This is a genomic window from Paraburkholderia sp. J67 (genome assembly GCF_905220265.1).
Taxonomy (GTDB): Bacteria; Pseudomonadota; Gammaproteobacteria; order Burkholderiales; family Burkholderiaceae; genus Paraburkholderia.
Genome location: NZ_CAJMZK010000030.1, coordinates 1 through 25,819 on the forward strand (window position 1 = coordinate 1; position 25,819 = coordinate 25,819).

The 25,819-nt window shown below is 59.2% G+C and carries 23 protein-coding genes; 6 read left to right on the forward strand and 17 right to left on the reverse strand.

The window, feature by feature from the left end; genetic code table 11:
* Positions 1 to 510, forward strand: a 510-nt coding sequence (gene dmpG / locus U5782_RS34205) for a 4-hydroxy-2-oxovalerate aldolase (RefSeq protein WP_322048275.1), incomplete at its 5' end; no start/stop codon positions are given.
* A gap of 123 nt (positions 511 to 633) precedes the next feature.
* Here the strand turns inward: dmpG and U5782_RS34210 are convergent.
* The gene (locus U5782_RS34210; protein ID WP_322048276.1) at positions 634 to 1,347 is read right to left on the reverse strand and encodes a TetR/AcrR family transcriptional regulator; all 714 of its coding nucleotides are present in this window, start codon (positions 1,345 to 1,347) and stop codon (positions 634 to 636) included.
* A gap of 127 nt (positions 1,348 to 1,474) precedes the next feature.
* On the opposite strand from U5782_RS34210, the gene U5782_RS34215 reads away from it, so the two are divergent.
* Entirely contained in the window at positions 1,475 to 2,356 is an 882-nt protein-coding gene (locus U5782_RS34215) for an alpha/beta fold hydrolase (protein ID WP_322048277.1), read from the forward strand.
* Between the two features lie 376 nt (positions 2,357 to 2,732).
* Entirely contained in the window at positions 2,733 to 3,782 is a 1,050-nt protein-coding gene (locus U5782_RS34220; protein ID WP_322048278.1) for an amidohydrolase family protein, read from the forward strand.
* 246 nt (positions 3,783 to 4,028) lie between these two features.
* Here the strand turns inward: U5782_RS34220 and U5782_RS34225 are convergent, their stop codons facing one another.
* The 7 genes from U5782_RS34225 to U5782_RS34255 are packed head-to-tail and all read right to left on the reverse strand — an operon-like array spanning position 4,029 to position 11,536.
* Positions 4,029 to 5,309, reverse strand: a complete 1,281-nt coding sequence (locus U5782_RS34225) for an MFS transporter (protein WP_322048279.1) — start codon at positions 5,307 to 5,309, stop codon at positions 4,029 to 4,031.
* 58 nt (positions 5,310 to 5,367) lie between these two features.
* Positions 5,368 to 6,126: an Asp/Glu racemase gene (locus tag U5782_RS34230; protein WP_322048280.1), complete on the reverse strand. Its 759-nt coding sequence runs from the start codon at positions 6,124 to 6,126 to the stop codon at positions 5,368 to 5,370.
* Positions 6,127 to 6,133: 7 nt separating this feature from the next.
* Positions 6,134 to 6,592 (reverse strand): acyl-CoA thioesterase, encoded by a 459-nt coding sequence (locus U5782_RS34235; protein WP_322048281.1) that lies wholly within the window; start codon positions 6,590 to 6,592, stop codon positions 6,134 to 6,136.
* A complete protein-coding gene (locus tag U5782_RS34240; protein WP_322048282.1) occupies positions 6,589 to 7,746 on the reverse strand; it encodes an FAD-dependent monooxygenase in 1,158 nt (385 codons plus the stop codon). The genes U5782_RS34235 and U5782_RS34240 overlap by 4 nt, the downstream gene beginning before the upstream one ends.
* Positions 7,743 to 8,612 (reverse strand): VOC family protein, encoded by an 870-nt coding sequence (locus U5782_RS34245; RefSeq protein WP_322048283.1) that lies wholly within the window; start codon positions 8,610 to 8,612, stop codon positions 7,743 to 7,745. The genes U5782_RS34240 and U5782_RS34245 overlap by 4 nt, the downstream gene beginning before the upstream one ends.
* A gap of 3 nt (positions 8,613 to 8,615) precedes the next feature.
* Positions 8,616 to 10,310: an AMP-binding protein gene (locus U5782_RS34250; RefSeq protein WP_322048284.1), complete on the reverse strand. Its 1,695-nt coding sequence runs from the start codon at positions 10,308 to 10,310 to the stop codon at positions 8,616 to 8,618.
* 32 nt (positions 10,311 to 10,342) lie between these two features.
* Entirely contained in the window at positions 10,343 to 11,536 is a 1,194-nt protein-coding gene (locus U5782_RS34255) for an alpha/beta hydrolase (protein ID WP_415914455.1), read from the reverse strand.
* 284 nt (positions 11,537 to 11,820) lie between these two features.
* Here U5782_RS34255 and U5782_RS34260 point away from each other — a divergent pair, with 284 nt between their 5' ends.
* Positions 11,821 to 12,543 (forward strand): TetR/AcrR family transcriptional regulator, encoded by a 723-nt coding sequence (locus tag U5782_RS34260; protein WP_322048286.1) that lies wholly within the window; start codon positions 11,821 to 11,823, stop codon positions 12,541 to 12,543.
* A gap of 4 nt (positions 12,544 to 12,547) precedes the next feature.
* On the opposite strand, the gene U5782_RS34265 is transcribed toward U5782_RS34260, so the two are convergent.
* Complete coding sequence (locus tag U5782_RS34265; protein WP_322048287.1) at positions 12,548 to 13,777, reverse strand: porin; 1,230 nt, start codon at positions 13,775 to 13,777, stop codon at positions 12,548 to 12,550.
* Positions 13,778 to 14,420: 643 nt separating this feature from the next.
* Between U5782_RS34265 and U5782_RS34270 the strand changes: the two genes are divergently transcribed.
* Positions 14,421 to 15,452 carry a porin gene (locus U5782_RS34270; protein WP_322048366.1) on the forward strand — a complete coding sequence of 344 codons (1,032 nt, stop codon included), beginning with the start codon at positions 14,421 to 14,423 and terminating at the stop codon, positions 15,450 to 15,452.
* Between the two features lie 208 nt (positions 15,453 to 15,660).
* On the opposite strand, the gene U5782_RS34275 is transcribed toward U5782_RS34270, so the two are convergent.
* Positions 15,661 to 16,593: an amidohydrolase family protein gene (locus tag U5782_RS34275; RefSeq protein WP_322048288.1), complete on the reverse strand. Its 933-nt coding sequence runs from the start codon at positions 16,591 to 16,593 to the stop codon at positions 15,661 to 15,663.
* A gap of 434 nt (positions 16,594 to 17,027) precedes the next feature.
* Between U5782_RS34275 and U5782_RS34280 the strand changes: the two genes are divergently transcribed.
* Positions 17,028 to 17,918: a LysR family transcriptional regulator gene (locus tag U5782_RS34280; protein ID WP_322048289.1), complete on the forward strand. Its 891-nt coding sequence runs from the start codon at positions 17,028 to 17,030 to the stop codon at positions 17,916 to 17,918.
* 841 nt (positions 17,919 to 18,759) lie between these two features.
* Here U5782_RS34280 and U5782_RS34285 read toward each other — a convergent pair.
* The 7 genes from U5782_RS34285 to U5782_RS34315 form a co-directional block, all read right to left on the reverse strand.
* Positions 18,760 to 19,146, reverse strand: a complete 387-nt coding sequence (locus tag U5782_RS34285; RefSeq protein ID WP_322048290.1) for a nuclear transport factor 2 family protein — start codon at positions 19,144 to 19,146, stop codon at positions 18,760 to 18,762.
* A gap of 64 nt (positions 19,147 to 19,210) precedes the next feature.
* Entirely contained in the window at positions 19,211 to 20,272 is a 1,062-nt protein-coding gene (locus U5782_RS34290; RefSeq protein ID WP_322048291.1) for a cyclase family protein, read from the reverse strand.
* Positions 20,273 to 20,338: 66 nt separating this feature from the next.
* Positions 20,339 to 21,640, reverse strand: coding sequence for an MFS transporter (locus U5782_RS34295; RefSeq protein ID WP_322048292.1), 1,302 nt, complete (start codon positions 21,638 to 21,640; stop codon positions 20,339 to 20,341).
* An 89-nt stretch (positions 21,641 to 21,729) separates the two neighbouring features.
* Entirely contained in the window at positions 21,730 to 23,022 is a 1,293-nt protein-coding gene (locus U5782_RS34300; RefSeq protein ID WP_322048293.1) for an acyl-CoA dehydrogenase family protein, read from the reverse strand.
* Positions 23,023 to 23,035: 13 nt separating this feature from the next.
* Positions 23,036 to 23,422 carry a DUF6285 domain-containing protein gene (locus U5782_RS34305; protein WP_322048294.1) on the reverse strand — a complete coding sequence of 129 codons (387 nt, stop codon included), beginning with the start codon at positions 23,420 to 23,422 and terminating at the stop codon, positions 23,036 to 23,038.
* Positions 23,416 to 24,501: a phosphotransferase family protein gene (locus tag U5782_RS34310; protein WP_322048295.1), complete on the reverse strand. Its 1,086-nt coding sequence runs from the start codon at positions 24,499 to 24,501 to the stop codon at positions 23,416 to 23,418. The genes U5782_RS34305 and U5782_RS34310 overlap by 7 nt, the downstream gene beginning before the upstream one ends.
* A 13-nt stretch (positions 24,502 to 24,514) precedes the next feature.
* Entirely contained in the window at positions 24,515 to 25,801 is a 1,287-nt protein-coding gene (locus tag U5782_RS34315) for an alpha/beta fold hydrolase (protein WP_322048296.1), read from the reverse strand.
* Positions 25,802 to 25,819: the final 18 nt, after the last annotated feature.

Consider the following 25,819-nt stretch of genomic DNA (forward strand, 5'->3'; position numbering starts at 1 on the left):
CTGACGATGAACGATGTGCGCGATCGCTTCCGCGCCGTAAAACAAGTGCTCAAGCCCGAAACCCAAACCGGCATGCACGCGCACCACAATCTCTCGCTGGGCGTGGCGAATTCGCTCGTTGCGGTGGAAGAAGGTTGCGACCGCATCGATGCGTCGCTCGCGGGCATGGGCGCAGGCGCGGGCAACGCGCCGCTTGAAGTGTTCATTGCGGCCGCGGAGCGTATGGGCTGGAATCACGGCACCGATCTCCACACGCTGATGGACGCGGCAGACGACATCGTGCGCCCGTTGCAGGATCGTCCGGTGCGGGTGGACCGCGAAACGCTCGCGCTGGGCTACGCAGGCGTGTATTCGAGCTTCCTGCGCCACTCTGAAGTGGCCGCGAAGAAATACGGCCTCAAGACCGTGGACATTCTCGTCGAACTGGGCAAGCGCCGGATGGTCGGCGGCCAGGAAGACATGATCGTGGATGTGGCGCTCGATCTGAAGGAGGCAACTTCCGCACGGTGAAGGAGCCCCATGCTGCCTGCTCGATTGACCGGCCCGCGATAGAGGTTACACCTGACTCTTCGCCTTGATTCATTGCGAACGATACGCGGAGCGGTTCAAGTGAGTCTCGTCTGCGGATCTTCTCTAGCGGACACCGGTGCTCGCTGCACGTTCCTCTGCTCTCTGTCTGCCGCGTTCGAGCAACGATGTTAGCGGCGCAACGACGCGGGCAAGCGGCGCACGCGTAAGCGCATCGGCTTCGTCTGCGGGAACGCCCAAGCCACGAAGAATTGCCGCCACCGCACGCTCTGGCTGTGTAGCGTCGGATTGGCCAGACGCAATCCTCGCGGTCGTTGCCAACGCCGTGCCCGCAATCAGATCGAGTGCAACATCGACAGTGATGTTCTGAAATCGCTTCGTGGCTAAGCCCTGTTCGATATGGGGGGGCAGGTAGACGTAGATCAGACTGCTAGGTCCCGCCGAATGCAATCCTACGGCGCAAATGAACCGACCCAGTTGGGGGTACGCGCAGGCGGAATGCAGATACATCCGTACGCCGCTCGCAATACGCAACGCGGGATCGTCATAGTCACCCACTTCGGTCTCAATGAGTTGCAACAACTCATTGTTGAGTTCCTGCGTAACCGCTTCGAGTAGATCGGTATTCGTGCGGAAGTGGTTGTAGAACGAACCCTGCGAAACACCTGCCGCGGCGATTACATCCTGAATGACGCTCGCTCCCAGGCCCTTGTCGGCGAACACCAGCATCGCACATTCAATGAGCCGAGCCCGCATCCGGCCGCGCCGCTCGGCAGCGACGCGTGGTCGATGATCGACATCTGAGGAGAGTTTAGTCATGCCCGGATTATACGTTTGGACTTCAGCCCGTCGATCCCTCCTAGGTAGAAACCATCGTATCTTCATAGTGAGTTTGTTGTCATTATGAAGATTCTTATCGAACTACCGGACAATCGCCGGAGCTACCGTGAACGCCACTTATGGTCGGTGTGCAGTGAATGAGCGCTTGGTTTCAATTGGCAAGCGAGAGATCTTTATTTCAGAATTTGGCCGAGGGCCCACAGTTCTGATGCTCCACGGCGGTGGGCCGGGAGCATCCGGTGTCTCCAATTATTCACGCAACATCGAGGCCCTCGCCGCTCGTTACCGCGTTCTGGTCCCCGATATGCCCGGATACGGCAAATCAACGAAGGGTATCGACCAGAGCGATCCCTTTGGTGATCTCGCTCAGAGCATGTTGGGGTTGCTCGACGCGCTGAAGATCGGGCGGGCGCACGTCGTCGGAATTTCGCTTGGTGGCGCGTGTGCTTTGCGTATGGCGATCGAACGACCCGAAGCAGTTGGGCGGTTGGTGCTTATGGGGCCTGGCGGCGTCAACACAACGCGCGCGATTCCCACAGCTGGGCTGCGCCGGCTGCTTGGTTACTACAAGGGAGACGGGCCAACTCGCGATAAGTTGGCAACGTTCGTCCGGGGCGATCTCGTGTATGACGCCCGTGATGTTACCGACGCAATTATTGACGAGAGATTTCGCGCTAGCATCGATCCCGAAGTTGTAGCCAGCCCGCCACTGCGCGGCCCGCGCGGGATGCCTAAAGTCCGCCTTATTGATTTCACCCGCGACGATCGACTCAAAGCAGTGCAGACCCCGACGCTAGTGCTATGGGGCATTGAGGACAAGGTGAACCGTGCCAGCGGTGCTAAAACACTGGCGAAAATCATGTCGAACTGCGATGTCCATCTTTATAGCAAGACTGGCCATTGGGTTCAGTGGGAGCGCGCGGATGAATTTAACGCGATGGTGACGACGTTCCTTGCGCAGGACGCATCGGTAGGGGCGGTGAACTGAGATTTTCAGCCAGTGCATTAGCTCACTAAAGAGCCGACTGAGCATCGACGTTGCGCGCAATCGGCTGCCGAGGGTGGATGCTCTCGTAGAGGCGTCGCCTACAAGCGTGGCCCGACCTCCCGCCGGTTACGCGTCCTGTCGGTCAATTCCACATCTGCGCAGGAACTGCATCCCAACTTGCAGCTTTTCCGCGTACAACGAACGCCATGCCCATTGCACGGTGACCTCGGCGCTCCCGAACTGCGCTCTGATCTTTCAGTGTGCAATGCCGGTGCGGCGCCAACTCCTCACTTACGTATCACTGAAACGCTCGAGTGCGCGTGCCTCACTCGGGTAGCAGCCTTTTCAGAAATTTTTCGCCATCCAGGAACGCCCCATGAAGCAAGAGCCAAACCGCATTGATGTTCATCATCATTTGATCCCACCAGTCTTCGTTAAGACGATGCACGATAGGGGGCGAGACGAAGTTGCTGGCGCGAAGCTCCCGACGTGGACAGCGGAGCTATCCATCGAGAACATGGACATGCACGGCATTGCAACAGCGATCCTTTCCCTGTCGGCCCCGGGTGTGAATTTCGGTGGGCCATTGCAGGCACGAGATCTCGCACGCGCATGCAATGAATTCGCAGCTGAAACGGTTAACCGCTATCCCGGACGATTTGGCGCGTTCGCGGTTCTGCCAATGCCGTTTACGGATGATGCGTGTCGCGAGGCCGTATATGCATTGGACGAGCTGGGAGCCGACGGCGTAGTACTGCTCGGAAGCACAGATGGTTACTTCCTGGGTGACGAGCGGTTCGACGAACTCATGTCTGAATTGAATCGACGAGAAACGGTTGTGTTTGTCCACCCGAATCTGCATAGCACCAGCAGCGAACTCGGTTTGTCTACACCTGGCTTTCTGGTGGAGTTCCTCTGTGATACTACGCGTGCGGCAACTAATTTGATATTTTCCGGTACGCTTGAAAAATACCCAAAGATCCGATGGATTCTTGCGCACGCGGGTGGCTTTCTACCGTATATCGCCTGGCGTCTGTCGCTGGCCAACGGCATGCCGGAAATGGCGCGAAAAGCACCCCGAGGTGTGCTGCACTACGTGCGCAACTTTTACTACGACACGGCTCTGTCGCCCTCGCCATACGCATTGGCAGCTTTGAGTGAACTCGTGGAGCCGAAGCAGATCCTCTTTGGTAGCGATTATCCGTTCGCGCCGGCGGTTGTCTCTGGCATTCAGACAAAATCTCTTGCTGAATTGAAAGTCATTTCCGAAGACGTGAAATCAGGCATTGACCGCGCTCACGCGCTGGCGCTCTTTCCGCGCTTCGCAGTCTCAGATGCGGTGAACAAGACGCATGTCGGGGGACATGTGAAGCAGGCTTTGACACAGGGGGTAGAGGCGCTCGCCGATATCATACGGGAGCGCTGATCCGATAGAGTGGAATGCTGGCCAGTGCCCGTTCAGGGCCTGGTCGAGAAACCGGGACTAACAACCTCAAATCTTTGCCGAAGAGGCTTGCTACGCATCAGGGTGCACTGCGACATCGCTAACGGGCGCGACGGCGGGCACTCGAGCAACGTGAGGCTGAGGTGAGCGGTGCAGGTGCTGCATTGCCGGCCTTTTCTGACTGCGGGCGCCATCCGCATGAACACTGGCGCCCGGCTGTGGACATAGTCAGGTCTCTGCCCGCGCGATTCTGCCTTCCGGGCTCGTCGCATTCAATGACCGATATCGCCCGAGAGAAATGAGCAGGAGACTTGCCGCTATCAATAACGCAGGTGCGACCTGCAGCGGCAATTCGAAGTTGCCATAGGTATCCACGTAACGCCCCGCAGCCAGTGGACCAAAGACTGCACCAAGGGCATAGCCGGCGAACGCGATGCCATAGTTGCGTCCGAACTTCTTCATCCCGAGGTAGGCGCGTACGAGGTACGAAAGCAAATCGCCTTCCGCACCGATGGCCAAACCAGCAAGGGCCGATGCGAGCAGTGCCGATTGAAGGGATGTTGCGTTTAACAGGAGGAGCGTGCCGCAAGCGCCCGCAAGTAAGAACGTGGCGCCAACAAAGGGAGCGTGAAAGCGATCCATCAGGAATCCCGACAGCAGGCGACCGATCAGGAGCCCGATCCCAACGGCCGACGCGCATCTCGCGGCGGCAGCACCTGACAAACCGCGATCCAGCAGCAAGGCTGGCAAATGCGGATTCAGGGAAAGGGTTGCGCTTGAAGCAAGAAATGCCACGAGGAAGATTACGCCTAACTTTACTGGCGAAAATGGTAGATCGCCTGCAGGCATACTGCCGTGGCGTGGAGCGTGCTTGTCCGCAAGCGTCGAAGGGCGTCGTTCTTTAAGCAGTGACAGTGCAAGCATCGACCCGACGAAAGATACACCAGCCAGCACCTGGTAGGCGTGCCTCCAGTGCAGCATTGAGATCAGATAGTGAGCGGCGGCTGGTGCGGCCGCGGCGCCGGCACCGAGCCCGATCATGGCGAAGCCGGTCGCCAGGCCAAGCCGCTTGTCGAACCATTGAGGCAGGATAGCGAGATATCCGAGCACGGACGTCGCCGCGCCGAAAACACCGACGATGATCGAAAGCGCTAGCCATGTGCCTCTTTCACCGCTCTGAATTCCCATGCAGGCGAGTGCCAGGCTAAACACAATTGCCGAAATCAGAATGACGCGTCGGACGCCGAATCGGTCCATCAACACGCCGATGAGTGGGCTGGCGACTGCGAGGCCGCCCATCGAAGCCGCGTACGACACGGCTGCCTGTTCGTGCGTCCAGTGAAACTCTTGCAGAATCGAGGGTGCAAAAATGCCGGCAGTTGCGTTGAACATGGGTGCATAGCCAAATGCCATGCCGACAGCGGCGCCAGTGACAATCGCGGCAAGCCTCTTCTTTGATGGCTTCTCTGCCGCTTCTGGTGCGTATGGGTTGGGGGTGATCGTAGTCACGTTTGTCTCCTCTCACATATCCATCACAGCGTTGTGTTATTTGCCGACGTGTGCTGTGTCAGTTAAGTCCAGAATTGTCTCCGAGGTAGGCGCCAGCGCCCTTCAGCACCGGGTCGAGACCAAGTAGCTTGAGCATTTGTCGAACAGTACATGCGGCCGTAGATGTAACGGGAATGCCGAGTTCTCGCTGCGCGAGCTGCAAAGCTGGCAAGGAGGGCATCTGCACGCACGCCGAAAGCACGACCGTGTCGACGCCCTGGGTATTCAGACGTTTCACATCGTCAAGCAATAGAAGCGGATCGCGTGCGCCGACGTCCAGGTTGTCCTCGATCGAGAAGTTGATTGCATCTTGCACCTCAATGCCTTCAGCCTCGATATAGTCGATAACGCGCCGCGTGAGCGCGTCGCTATACGGTGCCATCAGCGAAATACGCTTCGCGCCGAAGCTCTTGAGTTCATCGACAAGCGCTCCAGCCGACGTCATGACCTCTGGCGACGTGGTCTGTGTATCGATCGCGTCACGCAGCGCATGTGCTGCGGTGCGATGATAGCCGTTGCCCATACACATGATGGCAACCAGGCACGCGGTACTGAGAACGTCAACACGTGCGTCGGCAAGTTCGACGGCGCAGCGGCCCATGTCGCGATTCATACGCTCAAGTTCTTCAGCGACCACCTTATGCATGCGCACCCGGCTTGAATGAAACGTGAATGCGTGTTCAGGGTGGTCGTTCATGTACGACGCAAACATCGCGGGAATTTCCTTCTCCATCGTGATGTTAGAGCTGGGCACTATTTGCCCGATGCGGTAATTCATGTCCCATTTACCTCATTTTAGCGGCGCGGCCGTGACGCGCCAGGATCGCGCGCAGCGGCGCGGGAATGTCTGTGCTTTCACGCACTTCGGCATGAACGCAGATCGGCGAGAAGCGAGCACTGAAAACTGGCTCGCCGCTAGGGCGTCTCCCCTCGCAGTGAAAATCGAAGCTGCGGGTGCGGATCTCGCCGACGTAGCATTCGAGATCGACAACGTCGTTGGGCCAGAGCGTCCCTGAGAAGTCAAACGTCATACCGCGGCAAGGAAAGCCCACACCGTAAGGCTGACCGAGCGACTGGCCAGTTCCTTCTGCAATGTGCTCCTTGAAGAGCGACAGGGCTCCGAGAAGGTAGTCGGGAAAGCGACCCGTGTAGACGACGCCCGCTGGATCGCAGTCCCCCCAGCGCACGGTGCGCCGCACGACGAACGGCGAGACGTTCAGCACGTACTCGTAGCTCAGCGTCATTGGAGCGCCTTGCCCGTTGGCACCGCGCCGGCACTCGTGAGTTCCTGCATGAGTGAGGGGTACTGCTCGCGCAGCCGCGCCGTATCAACACGACCCGTGCGCGTCATGAACTGATACACGAACTCGTGAGGCGTGTAGCTATCCATCCATTCCCGGATCTGCTCGTACCACTCATATGAGGCTTCGGACGCACCGATCAGGCGATCCTTGGCTTCGCGACGCGTGGCCACATAGGCTCGCAGTGCTGCCGGTGCGTCGTTAGCGTTTGCTGCGATCGACTGCGCGAGAGCGATCGAGTCCTCCATCGCTATACGCGTGCCTGAACCGATCGAGAAATGTGCGCTTGCCAGCGCGTCGCCGATCAACACACGATTGCCGCTGTACCAGTTCCCATTGCGAATCACCGGAAACTGGCGCCAGTTCGAGTTGTTCGAGACGAGGTCATGGCCATCGAGCTCGGGTGCAAATACGCGCTCGAATAACTCCCTGCGTGAATCCGCGCTCGCATTGTCGAGGTCGAACTGTTGCCACGTTCGATCATCGCATTCAGCCACGAACGTGCTCATATCGTCGGAATACGGGTAGTAGTGCGCGACGAAATAGCCGCCTTCATGCCGACGGAATACTAGCGACGGACATGCAAAAGCCTTTTGCACGCCGAACCAGGCGAAGTGGTTGCTGAGATCGCGACGGGAGGTGCCGAAGCCCGCTTCGTCGCTCGTCCTTACAAGCGAATTGATGCCGTCCGCGCCGACGACGATGTCGCCGGTGAGCGTCGCGACGTCGAGCACGCGCGAAGACCACGTCACTCGGATGCCAAGACGGGAGGCGTGCTCTTGCAGGATAGACAGCAGGCGTAGCCGGGCAATCGCTCCGCCGCCCTGGCCAGGCCGTTGCACCGTGATTGAGGTCTCTCCACTGACAATGTTCTGCTGGGTACTGAACTTCATCGCCTTGACCAGATCGGCACAAACGCTGGGCGCGGCTTCGCTGAGCCGGGCAAGGCCCGTATCTGCAAGCACGACGCCAAAGCCGAATGTTGCGTTGGGCGCATTTTGTTCGAATACTTCAATTTCGATGCCGGGCGCGCTATTCGCGAGCAGTATGGCAAGGAAGAGCCCGGATGGTCCGCCGCCAACGATGTCGACTTTCATGATTGCACCACCGGGCTAATGACGAGACGATCAGTGTCGAACTGCTCGATCTGTCCAGCAAGGCCGCCCGTCAGCGCGCCGTACCAGACAGCAGGCTTGAAGCCGAGCGCCTTGCGGTCGAATGTGATGCCCGGATTGCCGTCGATGCGGATATATCCGTTGCCAATGGCGGTTGTGGGGTAAGCGCCTGACTCATGTGCGGAGTCGATGAGCGGTCGGAACTCGGGCACGTCAAGTACGAACACAGAAGCAACATCCGTGTCGGCGGAGGCTTTCAGGCCGCTCGCCTTGCGCTGCCACACCGGATCGATGGAGGTAAATGATTCGCCACGGCTGCCGCGCTGTTCCATTTCGATGGCTGCCTCAATGGTGCGCGCGGCGTCTGCGGCGTCCATCGAGTCGAATGGACGTGTCTGGTAGGTGATTTCGATCGGGTAGCCGTTCGGATCGTTGAAGTAGATCGATTCGATGACCTCATGGCGCACCTGATAACGCAGGTCGATGCCGGCCTGTTCGACGCGCGTACGCCATTCAGCTAGTTCCGCTGCATCGGATACCTGCCAGGCCGTGTGCGTCGCGCGCACCTGATAGTGATCGCTTGGCGCGAGCCGTTCAGGACAAGTCGTGCCAATGTAGTAGAAGAACGCAATGGTGCTTCCGTTGCCACTGTCGAAGAAGAAGTGCAGAAAGTCAGCGTGATCGGCTGGTCCCCAGCCGCGTGCCGAGATTGCATGAACAAGGGGCAAGCCGAGCAGATCCCGATAGAAGTGGACGGTCTCTTCGAGTTTCCACGTCGGACGGGCCGTATGATGCACACCGCGCAATACGGGATGCGTGAGCAGGGTCGAATGGACGGGCTGATTCATGTCTTAACCTCGATTGGCGGTAGGGGCCGAGCCTTCGCTTTGCAGGCGCTCGATAAGCTGCTGGCGCAACAGCACCTTGCTGCGCTTTCCTGAGGCGGTGACTGGGAATTCGTCGATCAGTTCGAGCCGTTCGGGCCATTTGAACTTCGCGAGACCTTCGGCCTCCAGAAAACTCGTGAGCTGCGCGAGCGTGAATGGTGTCTCGTTCGGGCTAGGCACGACGAACGCGCAGACCCGTTCGCCATATACCGGATCGGGCATGCCGATGACCGCGGATGCATGTACGCTCGGGCATCGGTTGATGACGTTCTCGAGTTCTTCTGCGTTGATCTTTTCGCCCCCGCGGTCGACAACGTCCTTGGTACGGCCGCGGAAAAAGAAGTAGCGCTTGCCGTCGATGACCTGGGCCATCATGAGGTCACCAGAACGGTAAAAGCCGTCGGCCGTGAAGCGATGCACATCTTCCTTTTCCGACTTGTAGTAGCCGCGAATCGTGTAGGGACCACGGAAGATTGCTTCGCCGGTTTCCCCGTCGGGGACCTCCGTTTCCCCACCAATTTCGACAATCTTGACCTCGTCCCACGCCGAAACTGGCCGACCAACGGATTCATCGAGCGCATACTGCGGATCGCCTTCCTGCGCAAACATGATCACGCCTTCCGTCATACCGAAGATGTGGTAGCAGGGCGACCCGAGCATCTCGCGCAGCCGGGGGGCATTCTTTGGCCCGGTCAGCTTGCGGTTCGCCTTCGTGGCCGGTGTCGCACGCTTCATCTGCTCCGCGACGCGTGAAAGGATGGGGCCTGCCAGGCCGAACCACGTCGGCTCATAGCGCTCAATCGTGCTTGATAGCGTTTCCGTAGAAATATCGGGGCAAACTGTTACGCGCCCGCCTGCAAGCAGAATTGGCCCAAAGAAGCAGACCATGTTCATGTTGTGCATGAACGGCGTGGGCATGAAGAGTACGTCGTCGCTTGTGTAGCCATTCCACGCCGCGACGGCCTGCATGTTGTACAGGTATTCGTTATGAAAGCGCGGGATGATCTTCGGAACACCAGTCGTGCCGCCGGAGAGCTGAAAGACTACAGCCTGGAAGGGATCGTCTTCGATGTGGGCAAGCAACTCAAGGGCATCGTCTGCGGGCATACCGTCGATGAGAGACCACAAAGTGATGGCCTCGCCACGTTGCGAGCCGCGCGCCTGGATCGTGATCTTCAGCGACGGAACATGTCCTTGCATTTCCGCTGCAAAGGCGACGTCATCGAACTTCGGATCATCGCCCTGAACCAGATGTACCGCAGCTTCGCAGAGGTTCCCGAGATACGTGATCTCGTGCTTGCGGAAGGCCTGAAGCGCGCACAGCGGAATCAGTGACGCCTTCAGGCAGCCAATAAAGGCAATCAGTAATTCGTTACAGTTGCCGCATTGCAGGATGACGCGATCGAGAGGCTGTGCGCCTAGACGAAGCAGCGCCGCCCCAAAGCGGTCTGTGAGATCGTCGAGCTGTTCGTAGGTGAATTCGCCTTCGAGGCCGACAAGTGCGAGCTTCGACGCGTGTTTCGCGAACGCTTCCCGAAACGCCGACGTCAGCGATTGTGTGCCGAGCACGCCGGCATCAAGATACGTGCGCAGTCTCGCTTCATCGCGATATCGAACGCCCGGCAGTGCAACACGGGGCTGGTTTAGCTGTTGTTCCAACGTTGTCTCCATCATTGTCTGTAACCCGGCACTCAGTTGGCCGGGAATCGGGTATTCAGCCAGTCGACGATATGGCGGCTCGCGACCTCACGCCCGGACGGTTCATCGCGCTGAAGGGCCATACCATGGTGGTTGCCGCGAACGCGCACACGCGATTTGTCGAGTGCACCGAGACCGTTGAAAATCACTTCAAGGTCTTCTGGAAATGCACACTGATCGCCCGTGTATTCGAGCAGGAGTGTTGGTGCGACGATCGATTCAGCGCACTTCTCAAAGGAGGCGCGCGTCGATAGTCCTGACCAGGTAGAAAGCCAGGATTCCGGTGTGACGATTCGACCGAAGGCGACGCTGCCCCAGTTCGATACGAACGGGTCGTTGCCCCATAGCGACCCCGCTTTGCGGTCGGACGGATCCATGGAGATGTCCCATGCGCGCAGGTCGGCGTCGGTGCGCCAGATCTGGAAGATCGGTGCATGGGCTGCGACGCGGCGATCGGCGAACGAGGGCGCGTCGCCTTTCAGGCGGCGCCGTGCTTCCAGCTTTTGCTGGATCAGGCTGCGGGCCTTCTCGTCCAGTCGTTGCGCACGCAGCCGTTGCGCAGCGCGGTAACGTTCGGCGAATGCGCGCGTGTATTGTGCGGTGCGGGTAGCGGGGTCGTAGCCGTTGTTGGGAGAAAACGGATCGAGCGACGCATCGACGGACATCGGATCGTTTTCGTCAACAATACTCGGGTCAAGGCTACTCAGCAGAATCGCGCCTTGCCCCGGATGCGGCGAGACGAGGATGAAGCCGTCCGCGCCCGGCATGTCGGCTTCTGCCAGCCCGGTCGGCCTGCCGGCAGGCGTGTGCGTCAGTCGCTCTGCCGGCGCGAGCCTGGATTGCTGGTTATAGAACGCATACAGCGCACCACCACCGGAATTGCCGAGCAAAACGATATCGCGGTAACCGAGTCCACGCAGATGCTGCATGCCGGCCGCGACGTCGAGCAGCGCGAGTTCGTGTTCAAGGCGCAAGTCGTTGCCGATCGAGCGCGGTCCCTGCACCCAACACGCGCAGCCCGCGTCTAGCACGGCGGGGACGAGATAGTGCGTCACGGACATCTCGCGAGGATGCATGATCGACACGACTGTCTTTTCGTTTCCCGTCGCTGTGAAAAGAAAGCCGAGGGTCTTCTGACCGTCTGCGGTCTGCAACGAATAGGGCACGACCTTGTAAGGGCGGCGCATCAGTGCGGGATCCCAGTTTGCTCCGCGCAGTCCCGCTGTTACGGCCGCTTTTTCTACCTGTTCCACGTCTCCTCCAACGGTAATTGAATCCTGTGGAAAATAGGTTATAAATTAATTGGCGTATCGTCAATTAATTTTTGGCGGTAGACTGTCGGTACTTTCCCGACCAATGTCCCTGATCGATGACCGCACGTACCCAAAGGAAGCTCGAATCTCCCGTCGAAGCTACGCCACGCAGGCGAGGTCGGCCACCGAAAGCTGCAGCGGCAATTGGTGCGGAAGCCATGCTGTCGCGGAACGTGATCATTGAGCGAGCCAGTGAACTGGCGAAGACGGTGGCGCTCGATCAGGTGTCGATCGCACAGCTTGCAAAGGATTTCGGCGTGGCGCCTGGGCTAATTCATTACTACCTTGGCAACCGCGACGACTTGATCTCCGGGGTTCTCAATCGATACTACCGGCGACGTCTTGAAGTGCTACCCGCGCTAACCGGGGACTGGCGCTCGGATGTCGAGATCATCGCGCGCTCATCATTTGATCTCGCGCGTGAGATACCGGGGGTGAGTATGTACGTGGCGTCGCATAACCGCTTTCGCCTGTTTCAGTCAGTGTCGCCGGGCGAGATTGACTACGGCATGGCGCTGTTCAACCATATAACTTCAGCGTTTCTTCAGGGGGGCTTCTCTGCAGACCGCTCCGCTCTCGCTTATCACCTGCTTGCGCAATACCTGCTTTCGTCGAGCATCTCGGCTGCAGGACGGCAGTCACCGGCGGAGCATTCGAGTTTTCTGCGCGGGAAGTTTGACGCGATTCCCGACGATCGCTATCCGGCAGCAAAAATCGTAGGTGCGGCGTTTTCCGGTCTCAGTGCCGAGCATGCGTTCGACGCGGGGCTCAAGCTGTTGCTCGATGGCTTCGACACCTGGCAATCGGGAGAAGCGTCGGATGCCGCGAATCATCAAACGTCGCGCACACCCCGCAAGCCGCGAGGTGCGCGCGCGACCTGATGAATTAGAACTTGTGACGAATGCCAAGGCGCACGCCAATCTGCTTGTCGGTCGTGGAAGGGCTGAAGCCGGCGATCGAGGCAACGGCGGAATGTCCAAGAGAGTCAGTTCCCATCGCGCGCTGAAGAACCGTCAGCACGTACAGGTCAGTGCGCTTGGACAGAAAGTAGTCTGCAGCGAGATCGAGCTGTAGATACTTCGCGCCGTCATCGCCATTGACAGAGTTCCGGTGTGTGTAGTCGATACCGCTGCCCAGTTGAAGAAACGACGTAACGTTGTAGCGGACATTGAAATCGATACTGGTGAACACGGCGTTGCCGCTATAACCGAGCGGATTGGGGCCGGACGATGAGCCAAGATGATCAAAGCGCGTGTTGGTCGCAGCAAGAGAGAAAACGGCGCTGCTGAGTGTGTAAGAAGCACCCGCGCCGAGGATTTCAAGCGTCTTGGCGGAAGCATAGCCCGCATACACGGGATACGACTGTGGGCTCGTTGCGCTGCCAGCAGACCCGATATTGTTGGCCGTTGCGGTTCCCTTGTTAGGCGTGTTCCCGTAAAAGGAGACGTTCGGGTCCCGCGCGTTCAGGTAGCCTGCTCCGAACGCGAAGGATCCACCTGTGTAGCCGGCGCCGAGAGACCAGATCTGATTTTGCGTGACGCTGCCTGCGGTCCCTCCCAGGCTGTACAGTGCGCCAGCACTGAAGCCCCCGAACTTTGCCGTGGTGACCTTGACGGAGTTGTTGATCCGGTTGGTGTTGGTCAGGTTGTCCAGATCGTCGGGGTGTGCGCCCATATAGCCGGCCCAAGAGCCGGAGGCCGCGAACGACTGCACGAAGTCGATGAGTGGATCGTACTGTCTGCCAGCTGTAACCCGGCCCAGTGAATTGGCAAGACCAACGTATGCCTGTCGACCGAATTCAGCTCCCCCTTGCGCCAGCGCGCCGCTGTTGGCGAGGAAGCCGTTTTCCAGTACAAAGATCGCGCTCAGTCCGCCACCCAGATCTTCCGTTCCCCGCAAGCCCCAGCGGCTGCCGCTGAGACCTGTCGCATGAGCGTCGGTCAAGGCAAACTGTGATCCCCCGACAGCCGTTCTGTTCACCACTCGAGTCTGCGCATTGTTCGCGTAGCTCACGCCAATGTCGATAATTCCATAAAGCGTGACTGAGCTTTGCGCGTGCGCGGGCATAGCCAGCACGATGGAAAAAGCGCTGAGTGCTACGTGCCTCCGAAGCATGTTTTGTCTCCAAATATATAGTTTTACTGATCAGGTGCCGCGCCTGTTTCTCTGGATTGACTACGTCGCTACATTTATTGATTGATAGTCAATTAATTGAAGAGTCGATGATAATTGCCGATAAGTCAATAAATTTTGACCCTCGTTGGTCCAGGCGTTAACCCGTTGCGGGAGCAACTTCTTGTGTCTTACAAATGACGTGTCGATGGGGCAGAGCCTTGCCAGGCATGGCTTGCCGCGCTATCTCGCACAGGCGGCGTTCAACCCAATGCGGTCGCCAGGGGAAACGAGAGGATTGTCATTGTGAGAATTGTCTCACTACAATCGCTGCCAAGGATCATGCGGATGAGAGTTCGCGCGATTGCGGAAGTAGGCTGGGGGGCGCGAAGCAGGTCTGCCGCGAACCACAAAGGCTGCAACGGCGTCCACCTCGCAGGCGGACTGCTGGCCAACAGTCGCGTCAATAGTTGTGTTGACTGTTGGGGACAACATATCGCGCGGAAGATCTCAACCTACTGACGAACGTGCATCTGTTTCATAGGGGATAGCAAGACCGGTAAACGAACTGAAATAAAATAAGGAGAGCGAAGTGAGGAGAGATAAAAAGAAACTGACATGCGCTTGCCTGATCGCATGTTCGGCTATGGCGAGTGGTGCAGCGAGCGCCCAGAGCAGCGTTACGCTTTACGGAGTCGTTGACGGTTCAATCCTTTACACCAGCAAGACAATGAATTCAAAAACCGGGGCGGACGCTGGTCACCAGGTTTCCTTCACTGGAGGTGGGATGACAGCGACGCTCTTCGGCTTGCGAGGCGCAGAAGATCTGGGCGCGGGCACGCGTGCGATTTTTGATCTGGAAAGCGGTGTGAATCTTGCCACTGGCGCGTTTGGTCACTCCAACGGGAACATGTTCGGTCGACAGGCGTGGGTTGGGATCGAGGGCCCGTACGGGAAAATGGCCGCTGGATTGCAGTTTTCTCCGTTTTTTCTCTCGATATATGATCTCGATCCACGTGGCATGTCGAATTTTGGAAGCGGCCTGCTTCCATATGTTGACAATGTCCTGGTCACTGGACTGTTCAATAACAACGCAATTAGCTACACGTCGCCTGAAATTATGGGGCTTCAGGCGGCGGGCATGTTTTCGTTTGGCGGGACGGCTGGTGATTTTTCCGCTGGCAGACAATATTCGGCGAGTCTTCGATATCACCTCGGTGCTCTGACTATCTCCGGTGCTTTATATAGTGGTAATGCAGGCGGAACCGGTGTGTCCACGCCTATCCCAAGTACGGCTGAATTCGTAGGGCGCGATATTGGAGCGAGCTATCACTTCTCTAACGACTTTTCAATTTACGCCGCATACACGCTATACAAGGTTGCAGGTAGCTTTGATAACGCCGTCTATTCCGGTGGGTTCAGTTACTTCGTAACGCCGTATCTGAACGTCAATGCCGGTGTCTACTACACGCGTGATGGCAACGAAAGTTCCAATCACTCAATTTTGGCCGCGAGTGGCGTTCAGTTTTTCCTGTCTAAACGGACCACATTGTATGGACAGGTTGGGTACGTCAACAATCATGGACGGATGGATACGGGTCTTTCCATTAACAATGCGCTTTATGGCGTCAAAGGCGCGACGATGGGTGTCAGCATAGGTATTCGCCAGATGTTCTGACCATCAACGTCACGAACGTGGTTGCTGATCGATGGTGACCGTCGCGCTGCACAACTGACTAGCTCCAGTCGATCTCATTTGTACACAATATGGTGGTCCTTCGGTTGCGGATCGCCCTCGACACCAGGGACGTCGAGGGCGACGTTCTCTCATTTCGGCAGCCGGTTCGACACGTTCGAAAATCGCGATGCGAGCGTTGCTTCCCGCCTTAGGCTTTATTCTTCCTCAACCGCGGAAAGAGTGCCTCGGCATTCGTGCGATAGATACCTTCGCGTTGAGCGGCGCTCAGCTGATACTCTTCAAGCAGTCTCGTGAAATCGATAGAGCGTTCCTTATTTGCGTACGGCCAATCGCTGCCAAAGGTAATGTGTGTTGGATCAGCAAAAGCGAGCAGGGCGGGGAGTGCGTAGGGGCTGCTGGAGAGCGCGGTGTCGAAGTAGAACTGCTTCAAACGCGCCAAACCGCCTTCATTCTTTCCGTCGGGAGAAACGATCCGCGCAATTCGCTCTGCCGCGTACGGCACGAACCCCCCGGCGTGGGACAGGATGATCTTGACATTCGGAAACCGCTCAAGCCATCCGGCCTTCGCTATGTTGATGGCCGCGCGAGTGGTGTCGAGCAAAAAATCGGCTGCGAACGGCGGGATGCCTGGTACAGGATCGCAGGGGAGGTCGCCGGGATGGACAAACACGACCGCGTGACGATCGTTTAGCTCCGTGAAGAGCGGGGCCCAGGATTCATCGCCCAGATATGTTCCACGGACGCTGCTAATCAAGACAATGCCGTCGGCGTTAAGGACGTCAAGCGCATATTTTGCTTCTTCGATGGCACCGTCAACATCAGGTAGGGTCAGGGTTGCGAAAAAACCGAAACGATCCGGATGTTGGCGGACGATGCCTGCGGCGAACTCGTTTACCTCGCGAGCCTTTTCCCTCGCTTCACCGTCGTCGCCTAGATGGACTCCCGGTGTCGAGACGGAAAGTATTCCGGTCGCTGTACCTTCTGCGTCCATGAGGTCTAAAGCGCCGTCGACGCTCCACTTGGGAATAGCAAGCCCACCAGCAGTAATGCCACGCTGCTCAAGCCAGGCAGCATACGCAGGAGGAACAATATGATGGTGGGTATCGATCTTCGTGGTCATTCCTGAACTTCCTGAACTGGTGCTCAAAATACGGCTTGCTCGTACGTTCTACGGTGTCGTATTGAGCCAACTCGGTAATTACGATTGAGAACAGCTTCTGCTCGACCAACTCTCTCGAAATGCGGCATGGTTCGTCCCGCTAGCACGAGCGGGGCTGTCGGTTTCGCTGCGAGCCAGTGTGTTGACGGTGCGACATAGGTCGCACGACGCCGAGCTTGAACGTGGCGTTGGACGTCGCTAATTGCGCACGTGCGGTCGCCTCGCGAAAGCGGCTTCCTCGTGTTGCAAAAGACCGTCATTCACAGGTGCATTTTGCATCCGCTAAGTTAATAGGTAAAATGAATAATTAGAGTATTAAAAATACTATTTTGGAATATTTTGCTGTGACCCCGCTGGCGCGGCACGCTCGACGCACGCAGAACAGGAGTACTTGAGTGAATTTTTCCGCCGTTGAAGCTTTTCTCGCGATTGTTCGGAGCAATGGTGTAAGCAAAGCCGCGGAAGTGCTTTGCCTCGCTCAGCCCACTGTGAGCAAGCGCTTGAGTCTTCTCGAAGCTGAATTGGGTGCGGTGCTGATCGAACGTGGGAGGGGTATCAGGGACGTCAGGCTGACCGACGCGGGTGAGGCGTTTCTTGATGTCGCGGAGCGATGGATGACCCTTCATCGCGAAACATTGGCGATATCCAGCCATGCAGAGCGTTCGTCTCTGCGCATTGGCAGCGTGGCAGCTATAAATTTTGAGCTTCTTGACGATGTCTATGAAGGTCTTTCCCAGGTAGAGCCGCCGCTTCTCATTTCAATTCAGTCGGGAAGGTCCCGTGAACTGTTTGACAAGGTTGCCCGCGGTGAACTCGACGTGGCCTTCACTCGGCAAACGTTCGCGCATGATCAGGTGATAACCAGAAAGCTTTATAGCAATCCGGTTGTAGCGCTTTGTCTGCCGTCGTCCCCATTTGCGGGAAGGCGTGACGTGGACGCTAGCGAGCTGCGCGGCGAACATGAAATTTTCGCTAGTTCTGACGACGAGTTTCTGGCTTGGCACGGCACTCGTTGGACTTCGCGGGTGCAAGGAAGGCTTACGGTCGACACAATTCATTTGACTCTTTCTCTTCTTCGCCAACCTGACCAGTGGAGTCTTGTTCCAGCACGGGTCGCACACGTGGCATGCTCTAAGCACGGATTTAGTTTTTTTACGTTGCTTGGACCAACGCCAGAGCGATCATGTTTCATGATTACCCACTCTCGAAAGCGTCGTGGCGCAACAGCGGCGATGGCGACACTCAACGATCTTTTAGATAACGCGCTCAGTAGCGAAGAGATTTGAAGTCAGAAAGTCCGGTCGATACTTGATTAAGAATATGCTTGATATTTACGCCTGTGGCTGTCGATCGACGGCGTTGAATTCGTATCGCGAACATCTCCCGATGCATTGTGTTGCGATTGACGGATGTCTACATCTGCTGGTTCTCTCCACTCAATTCTTAGCCGTAGTTTCGTCCGGATATGCGGATAGTTACCGGAAGCGCTCGGCTGCCGGGTGTGTTAAGAGTTCAACCAGGTCGTCGCGCTAGCGTGCACGGGCACAGGCCGCGAACTGCCTGCGGAGACGGGTGATGACGTTGCGCTAGGACTGGCCGTCGGCGCGGGCCTAGTTGAGGTGGCGCATGACGGCTTCGCGCGCGGTGAGTCCCGCGTGCCAGGCGCGCGGTGCGGCGAGCGATTCGAGGTCAGGCAGTGCAGCGGCAGCGTGGTGGCCACGGCAGCGGGCGATCCGGCGGGTGGTCCGCTCCCAAGCCTGGCGGGCGGGCCGGGGCCGGTGTAGTTTTCGTGAAAATAGTTTAGGTCGCGCGGAGTGCATTGGCGATAAGGCCAGTTATCGCCAATGGCGATTTTTTATCGACTCTCGTATAAAAATTAACCTACGATGCAACTAACAGTCATCGTTATCGCGCCTCAGAAATCACTAACCTAGACGTGACCGACATGTGGGAGGTGGCCGCCAGCAACGTCCTCCAACGCCTAGCCGATCTAGCGTGCCGTTCGAACCTCGTTGCCGTACAGGTAAAGCGACATTGTCGCGATCAACGAGTGACGCAGGTTGTCGCGTAAGTTCATCAACTCAGTCCCACGCGTGAGTGCGTGGGAGGCACTATAGATTTATGGTTTCAGACCTGAACCAGGAAAGCAGGAATCTGTGCGGAATCGATGTATTCGTCGATGCGGGTGATCCTGTTATTACGCACTTCAGCGATGAGTGCTGCCGTGAGACTCACCCGAACCCCATCCTTGCGCACACCGCTCAATAGATGTTGCTGCACGAAGCCGCCTTCAAACGGCACCAAGCGGCGATTCGAGTAGCGTCGATCGCTGATTCGTTCAATCATGCCTGCGAGCGTGGGGACGACTTTTGTCCAGTGCTGTTCGAGATCGTCAAAGTTGTGCCATACAACGGCGTCGGGCGCGAAACAGGCCTCGACTCCCTGAACGTTGCCTGTTTCGATCGCATCAAAAAAACGCGTTGCCAGTTCACAGATTGCGCTGGTCTCAGACATTAGCGGCTCCTCATGGTTTGCATAGAAAGAAAAGGACAACGTTCGCGCCAACGCACGTTGCAACTCAGACGGTCGCGACCGGCGTGACGGGCGAACCCATCGCACCGGGCAAGCGCAGCGGCGGGGCGGTCAACATGAAACGCGTTCTACCGTTTTCCCGCAGCCAGTCGGCGAGTTCGCGCAAATACCAGAGCTCGCCCAGCGGCAGACCGAGCTTAAACAGGCAATGATGGTGCAGCGGGAGCAACGGATACTGCTTTTCGTCCTGCGGCGCGGGGCGGGCAGGGAAGCGCTCGACGGCGTTGTTATCCGCGATCAATGCGGCGATGCCGGAATCGCTGATCCAGTTCAGCAAGCGCTCGTCGCGTCCGTCCAGCGCGCAGCAACTATGGTGCAGACGATCAGGATCGGGGTTGCGTTGCATCGAGAGAACGACTTCGGCAAAACCGGTGCGCAACAGCAACATATCGCCAGGTTCGACCTGGACGCGCTGTGCATCGAGAGCGTGCATCAGTTTGTCATAGCCAACGTCGCTGGCGCCGAAACCATAGGCATGCGCCAGATCGACGAGTACGCCACGTCCCTGCATGCCTTTGACCGCGAGGTTTTCGATACCGAGCGCGCGAGCCTCGCTGGTGCCCGCGCCGCAGCAAGGGTGCGGCTTGAACGGCGGGGCGTCGTCATAGGTCACCGAACCGACGATGTGTTCATTAGCGCGATAGCCGTTGTAGTAGACGCGCTCGGCCAGCCCATCGCCGTCGGCGTCGAACAGCGCGCCCACGTGCGCGAGCGAATCCCACTGCGTCGAATATTGGAGCGACAGCACAACCTGATCGTCGCAGACCACATCCGTCGCATGCGGGTCCATGCGTGCCACGGGAAAATTGACGAACGGCTCGCCTTCACGGTAAAAGTTTGGGCGCAGTACGGGCGCGTGTCGCGGCGGGTTGAGCTTGTTGTCGCCTGGATAATCAAGCGGCAAGGACAGGCAGAAACTCATGCCGGCGAGGATTTCCCGAGCGCCTTTCACGACCTGTTCAGTGCCGATCAGATTGACCCGGCCGAGTTGATCGTCGGGGCCAAAATCGCCCCAATTGGAACCTTGCGGACGTTGCTGCCAGCGCATGGTGTTGTCTCCGTTTTGTGTTGTAGATCGACAGTAATGCGAATCACGTTTGCCTTGTCGCGCGACTCAACGCCCGGGCGTTTCGCGAATGCTCAACACAGCCAGTACCGTCACGACGCAACACACGAGCATGTACCAGGCGGGAGACATCGGGTCGCCGGTTCTAGCCAGCAACCAGGTGACGATAAACTGCGACGAGCCGCCGATCACTGCGATCCCCACGCTTGAGATCACCGAAATGCCGCTGGTGCGCACCTCGATCGGCAGCGTCTCCATGATGCCGAGAAAGAGCGGCGTCATGCCGAGATTGATACAAGCGGTGAGCAGCGTAGCGAGGCAGATCACAAGCGGGACGCTTGGGTACGTGGTGATGAGCCAGAACGCGGGATAGACCGCGAGCATGCTAAGCGTCAGTGATGTCAGGACGAGTGGCTTGCGGCGCGCGAGACGGTCTGTGAGACGGCCCGAGACGAGCGCCGCCACGGTCACGGTCGCGCCGGTCACGCACCCGGAGAGGAGGGAAAGCGCGGGCGGCAGATGCAGCACGCGAATCATGTACGTGGGCATGAAGAACACCACGAGATACATGGTCGCGGTGCCTGCCGCAGTCGCCATGATGCCCTTGAGCACAAGACCGCGATGATCGCGCCACAGCATCAGCAGCGGACTTGGACCTTGCTCGCGCTGTTGATGCGTTTCATCGAGGTGCGAGCGGATGTAGATGCCCACGGGCGCAATCAGCAAGCCGATCAGGAACGGCAAGCGCCAACCCCAACTTTCCAGCGAAGCCGTGGGAAGCAGCGCATAGAGCGCCGCCGCGCACAGCGCGCCCACCAGCGACGCGATGCCCTGGGTGGCGAGCGTCCAGCTCACGCGCCAGCCGCGCCCCTCTTGATGACCCGATTCCATGAGCAGCACGGCGGCAGCCGCAAATTCGCCGCCCACGGAAAAGCCCTGTAGCAGGCGACCGGCCAGCACCATGAGCGTGCCCAGTACACCGGCGCTCGCATACGACGGCGCGACGGCGATGCACAGTGTTCCGGCCACCATCAGCGATAGCGTGAGCGTGAGCGCGGCCTTACGGCCGCGGCGGTCCGCATAGTTGCCGATCACGAAACCGCCGAGCGGGCGCATGGCAAAGCCGATCCCGAAGGTCGCCACGGATAGAAGCAGCGAGATATAAGGCGTGCTCGACGGGAAAAACAGCTTGCCGATCAGCAGCGCAAAGAAGCTGTAGATCGTGAAGTCAAAAATCTCCAGCGCGTTGCCGAGCGAGCAGGCGGCAATCAGGCGAAACTGCCCGCGCGTCCGTGGGACAGCGCTGGCCTCGACGGAGTGGGATGGGGTATTAAAAGCGGTATCGTTCATCGGGATGTCTTCGCGAGATGAGGGATTCTGGTGCGCACATGCAATCGGCGCTCGTCCGGAGGCGTCACAGGGGCATTGGACGCGTGCGGTCAAGCCGTGGCGCGCGAGATCTTGTTCGGACCCATATAGCCGAACAGAAAGCCTGCAACTTTGCGCTTCTGGATTTCCTCTGCGCCTTCCGTGATGCGGTAGCGGCGATGATGGCGATAGATGTGCTCGAAAGGCTTGTGCCGCGAATAGCCGAGTCCGCCGTGTACCTGCATGGCTGTATCAGCGGCCTCGCAGCAAAGCCGGTTTGCCCAGAAGTTGCACATGGCGACTTTGTCGGAAAGCTGGCGCTCGACTTCGGACTTCGGCATCTGATCCATTTCCCAGGCGGTCTTGCGAATCAGCAGGCGCAGCATTTCGATTTGCGTGGCCAGTTCGACCAGAGGGAACTGGATGCCCTGGTTCTGCGCGAGCTCTTGACCGAACGGGCGACGTGCGCGCGCATATTTCACGCTTTCGCGAATGCAGTAGTCGGCGGCGCCCAGGCTCGACGCCGCCTGGCGGATGCGGTTCTCGTGCACGAAGTGCTGCGCGACCGAGAGCCCGCGGTCCAGCGGTCCGAGCAACGCGTCCTGCGCAACCCAGACATCGGTAAAGCTCACGCGCGGGTGGTCCGTGGGCATATTGAAGGTCCACAGGTACTCTTCGATCTTCACACCGTCGGCTTGTGCGGGCACGAGAAACGCGCTGATGCCCGCGGCGTCGCCGTCGCTGCCGCTCGTGCGGGCGAAGACCAGACAATGCGTAGCCACGTGCATGCCGGTGGTCCACATCTTTTCGCCGTCGATGCGCCAGCCGGAGACGCCGTCGCGGGTTTCGCGCACCGCGCGCGTTTCCATGTGGGTCGCATCCGATCCGTGCTCGGGCTCGGTGAGGCCGAAAGCCAGCTTCACGCGCTCGTCGAGCATGCCGGCGATCAGCTGATCGCATTGCTTCGGAGTGCCAAAGTCGCGGATCACCAGAACGAAGGGATTATTGGCGACGATGGAGTGCTCGTTTTGCAGATCGTTGTGCAGCCCCAGCCCCTTGGCCGCCAGATGCTCGCGGATCACCGCCATCCAGAGATTGCCGCCGTCCTTGCCGCCGAACTCGCGCGGCAGCGCAAAGCGAAGATGTCCGGCGCGGTCGGCCCGGCGGCGCACTTGTGCAAGCAGTGCCTCCCACTCGTGACGCGGCAGGCCGCCGTTATCGAAGTCGGTGCGCGCCCATTCGCGGCGATGGTCGAAGAAGCGTTCGTTGTCGTCCTGCGCCTGTAGCGGCGCGATCTCTTCTGCAATGAAGGCATCGAGTTCGGCCAGATAAGTCGTGAGGACATCGGGTAAATTGAAGTTCATCTCATGGGTCCTGTTATTCGTTGTCGTCGCTGGCGAGGGCGGCACGGTAGGTGTCATAGCCGGGCTGGTCCACGGCCAGCTTGGCCAGCGTGATCTGCCAAAGGAATGCGCCGACGCCCGGCGTGTCGAGATCGATAGCGTCGCTCGCGATGCGCGCACAGAGCGCGGGCGTCAATTCGTCCGTCGTGCCGTTGCGCTCGCCAAGGAGGTGACGCAGCGCCTGTTCTTCGCGGACCCGCGTGTGCGGGGCGAGCACCAGTTCGCGTCGCACGATGTCGAGCACGCTGGCCGCCACGCGCGCCTTGTAGGCGGGGGCGCCCTGTAGCGCGGGCAGCGCTTCGTCGCGCAGGAACGCGCTGACCGCTTCGAGCAGCTGTTCGGCGCTGGGGGGATTCACCATGATGCGGCTCCGGTGTGGGTGAGCATGGCGAGCAGGTCGATTTCCGCCTCCGAGGTGCGGCGGCCAATCGCTGCTTTTTCGACGTCGCGCTCCGCGCCGTTGAGCCATCCGTAGACCATGCCTTCGCAGACGATGCCCCACTTCAACGTGCCGAACACTTCCCAGAAACGAACCCGCTGCGGATCGACCTGTCCGCCGCTCGCTTCGTACGCGGCAAACAGTTGCTCGCGCGTGCCGAAGCCGCCGACCGGTTTGTCCGCGTTGCCGAAACGCCAGGAGTTCACGCAAAGCCAGCCAAGATCCTCCATCGGGTCGCCGATATGGGCGAGTTCCCAGTCGAGCACGGCGCGCAAACCGTCCTCGGTGACGATCAGGTTGCCGTTGCGAAAATCGCCATGCACGAGGGTGCAAGCGCGCGGCGTCGGCGGTAGATGACGGCGCAACCATTGGAACGCGCATTCGAATACCGGGTTGGCCATGCCATAGGCTCGATGCTGCCCGAGCCAATACGCCATTTCCACGTCGGCGGGGGCGACGCGCAAGTGTGGCAGCCTGTCTGGGGCGATCGCGTGGATAAGCGCGAGCGCTTCGCCGCACTGCGCGGCAAGACGCGCACGGGCGTGTGCGAGGCGTGCATCGCGCACGATGCGCTTGCCCAGCGTTTCTCCTTCGACGTGTTCCATCACAAAGCCATCGCCGAGTCCGTCCTGCGGTCGAAGCACGTCGATCACACCGGGAACGGGGACGCCTGCCGCGGCGGCGAGCGCGAACAACTGCGCCTCCGCTGCGAAGCCCACGTTGGCGCTGCCGCGGTGTCCCGCGTCAGGCTGGCCGCGCCTGAGAATGCGCGCCTGTTCTCCGTATTGTCCCGTGACGGTGAACGACCACGTTTGCTGGCTTGCGCCGCCGGATAGACGCCGCAGATTCGCCACGCGCTCGCCGCCGCTCGCGAGACGCCCGGCGATGGCCTGCAACCCCGCGAGCAGGCTCGTGCTTTCATTGGCAAGCGCGGCGTGTGCGCCTGCTGCATCCCCTGTCGATGCACTTTCCGTTCGGGCCACGGCTGCCTCCTTTTTCATGACGGCGTCGCCATCACAGCGGCGCGCGCTCTTTCAGCCACGGCACCACTTTCGCGGCCTGGGCGAGGGCGCCTGCGTTGTCGGCCTGGCCTTCGTCCGGCTCGAAGTAGTGGAGCTGGTCGGGAAACTCCACGAAGGTTTTGTCTTCGCTGCCGAATGCATTGAAGATGGGCCGCGAGTGGGTGTTCAGGTAGCAGTCGAGATCGCGTCCGGCATGAACGAAGATCATCGGTACCTTGATCGACGGCGCGTTCTTCAGCAGGTTGGCATTGCTCGACAGACCCGACCATGTCGAGAGCCACGCATCGGGTGTCAGCACGCGCGCAAAACCCAGCAGCTGAAAGTTCATGAGATCGGGGCGGTCGCTAAGCAGGCTGCCGTAGCCGCGATGGCTCGGATCGATCGAGTTGTCCGTGTAGTGCAGGTTCGCCATGGTGCGGTAGATCGTCATCACGGGCTGGAACGCCGCGCGCTGAAGGATCGTGCGTTGCTGGGCGTGCGCCAGTGAGGAGAAGCCCGGCGCAGCTGAGGTCAGTTCGGCCTCGCGCTGATCGGCGATCATCGCGCGTGCCTGCGCGTCGAGGCGCGCCACACGAGCGAGCTGCGCCGCGCGATAGCGCTGCTGAAACTCTTTGCTGTAACGCGACCACTCGGGCGCGGGCTTGAAACCGTTGGCGGGGTCGTACATGTCGAGGCTCGCGTCGGTGAGCAGCGGGGCGTGCTCATCGACCACGGAAGGATCGATCGTCTCATTCAGGATCAGCCCTTGCCCGCTATGGGCGGCGAGCACGATCATGGCGTCGAAAGTCGGCATGACGGCGCTGCGCAAGGTCGTGGGCCGGCCACCCGGCGTCAGTTCGAGGCGCTCCGCCGGCGGCAATTGGGCTTGCGACTGGTAAAAGCCGCCGAGCGATCCGCCGCCCGAATTGCCCAGCCAGATCACTTTCTCGACGCCGCACTGTTCCTTGAGCCACTGCACCTGGGCGGCGATGTCGAGGATGATCTGCTCGTGTATGCAGGTCATGTCGTTGCCCGTGGTGCGTACGTTCGCGCCAAGACATGCGTAGCCCGCGCGCAGGAGTTGCGGGAACAGATAGTGTCGGCTGAAGTCCACCCGCGGATGGCCGGCCACAACCGCCACGCGCGGGCGCGGATTGTTTTTGGGCGTCCAGTACAGGCCGCGGCTTTGGCCGCCGTCGTTCGCGTAGGCGGTGACCTGCTGGCAATCGGCAAAGTCTTCCACAGGCTCCCGGAACTTGATCCAGGTGCCATTCCAGTAGGTTTTCGCAATCAAGCGCATGTCGATGGTTCCTTTGTT

What these genes read in the sequence shown, in the direction of transcription:
- U5782_RS34210 (WP_322048276.1), bottom strand. Translation starts at nt 1,347, where the DNA reads ATGACTAAACTCTCCTCAGATGTCGATCATCGACCACGCGTCGCTGCC.
- U5782_RS34220 (WP_322048278.1), top strand. Translation starts at nt 2,733, where the DNA reads ATGAAGCAAGAGCCAAACCGCATTGATGTTCATCATCATTTGATCCCA.
- U5782_RS34230 (WP_322048280.1), bottom strand. Translation starts at nt 6,126, where the DNA reads ATGAATTACCGCATCGGGCAAATAGTGCCCAGCTCTAACATCACGATG.
- U5782_RS34235 (WP_322048281.1), bottom strand. Translation starts at nt 6,592, where the DNA reads ATGACGCTGAGCTACGAGTACGTGCTGAACGTCTCGCCGTTCGTCGTG.
- U5782_RS34240 (WP_322048282.1), bottom strand. Translation starts at nt 7,746, where the DNA reads ATGAAAGTCGACATCGTTGGCGGCGGACCATCCGGGCTCTTCCTTGCC.
- U5782_RS34245 (WP_322048283.1), bottom strand. Translation starts at nt 8,612, where the DNA reads ATGAATCAGCCCGTCCATTCGACCCTGCTCACGCATCCCGTATTGCGC.
- U5782_RS34255 (WP_415914455.1), bottom strand. Translation starts at nt 11,536, where the DNA reads ATGCGCCGCCCTTACAAGGTCGTGCCCTATTCGTTGCAGACCGCAGAC.
- U5782_RS34260 (WP_322048286.1), top strand. Translation starts at nt 11,821, where the DNA reads ATGCTGTCGCGGAACGTGATCATTGAGCGAGCCAGTGAACTGGCGAAG.
- U5782_RS34265 (WP_322048287.1), bottom strand. Translation starts at nt 13,777, where the DNA reads ATGCTTCGGAGGCACGTAGCACTCAGCGCTTTTTCCATCGTGCTGGCT.
- U5782_RS34270 (WP_322048366.1), top strand. Translation starts at nt 14,421, where the DNA reads ATGGCGAGTGGTGCAGCGAGCGCCCAGAGCAGCGTTACGCTTTACGGA.
- U5782_RS34275 (WP_322048288.1), bottom strand. Translation starts at nt 16,593, where the DNA reads ATGACCACGAAGATCGATACCCACCATCATATTGTTCCTCCTGCGTAT.
- U5782_RS34285 (WP_322048290.1), bottom strand. Translation starts at nt 19,146, where the DNA reads ATGTCTGAGACCAGCGCAATCTGTGAACTGGCAACGCGTTTTTTTGAT.
- U5782_RS34290 (WP_322048291.1), bottom strand. Translation starts at nt 20,272, where the DNA reads ATGCGCTGGCAGCAACGTCCGCAAGGTTCCAATTGGGGCGATTTTGGC.
- U5782_RS34295 (WP_322048292.1), bottom strand. Translation starts at nt 21,640, where the DNA reads ATGAACGATACCGCTTTTAATACCCCATCCCACTCCGTCGAGGCCAGC.
- U5782_RS34300 (WP_322048293.1), bottom strand. Translation starts at nt 23,022, where the DNA reads ATGAACTTCAATTTACCCGATGTCCTCACGACTTATCTGGCCGAACTC.
- U5782_RS34305 (WP_322048294.1), bottom strand. Translation starts at nt 23,422, where the DNA reads ATGGTGAATCCCCCCAGCGCCGAACAGCTGCTCGAAGCGGTCAGCGCG.
- U5782_RS34310 (WP_322048295.1), bottom strand. Translation starts at nt 24,501, where the DNA reads ATGAAAAAGGAGGCAGCCGTGGCCCGAACGGAAAGTGCATCGACAGGG.
- U5782_RS34315 (WP_322048296.1), bottom strand. Translation starts at nt 25,801, where the DNA reads ATGCGCTTGATTGCGAAAACCTACTGGAATGGCACCTGGATCAAGTTC.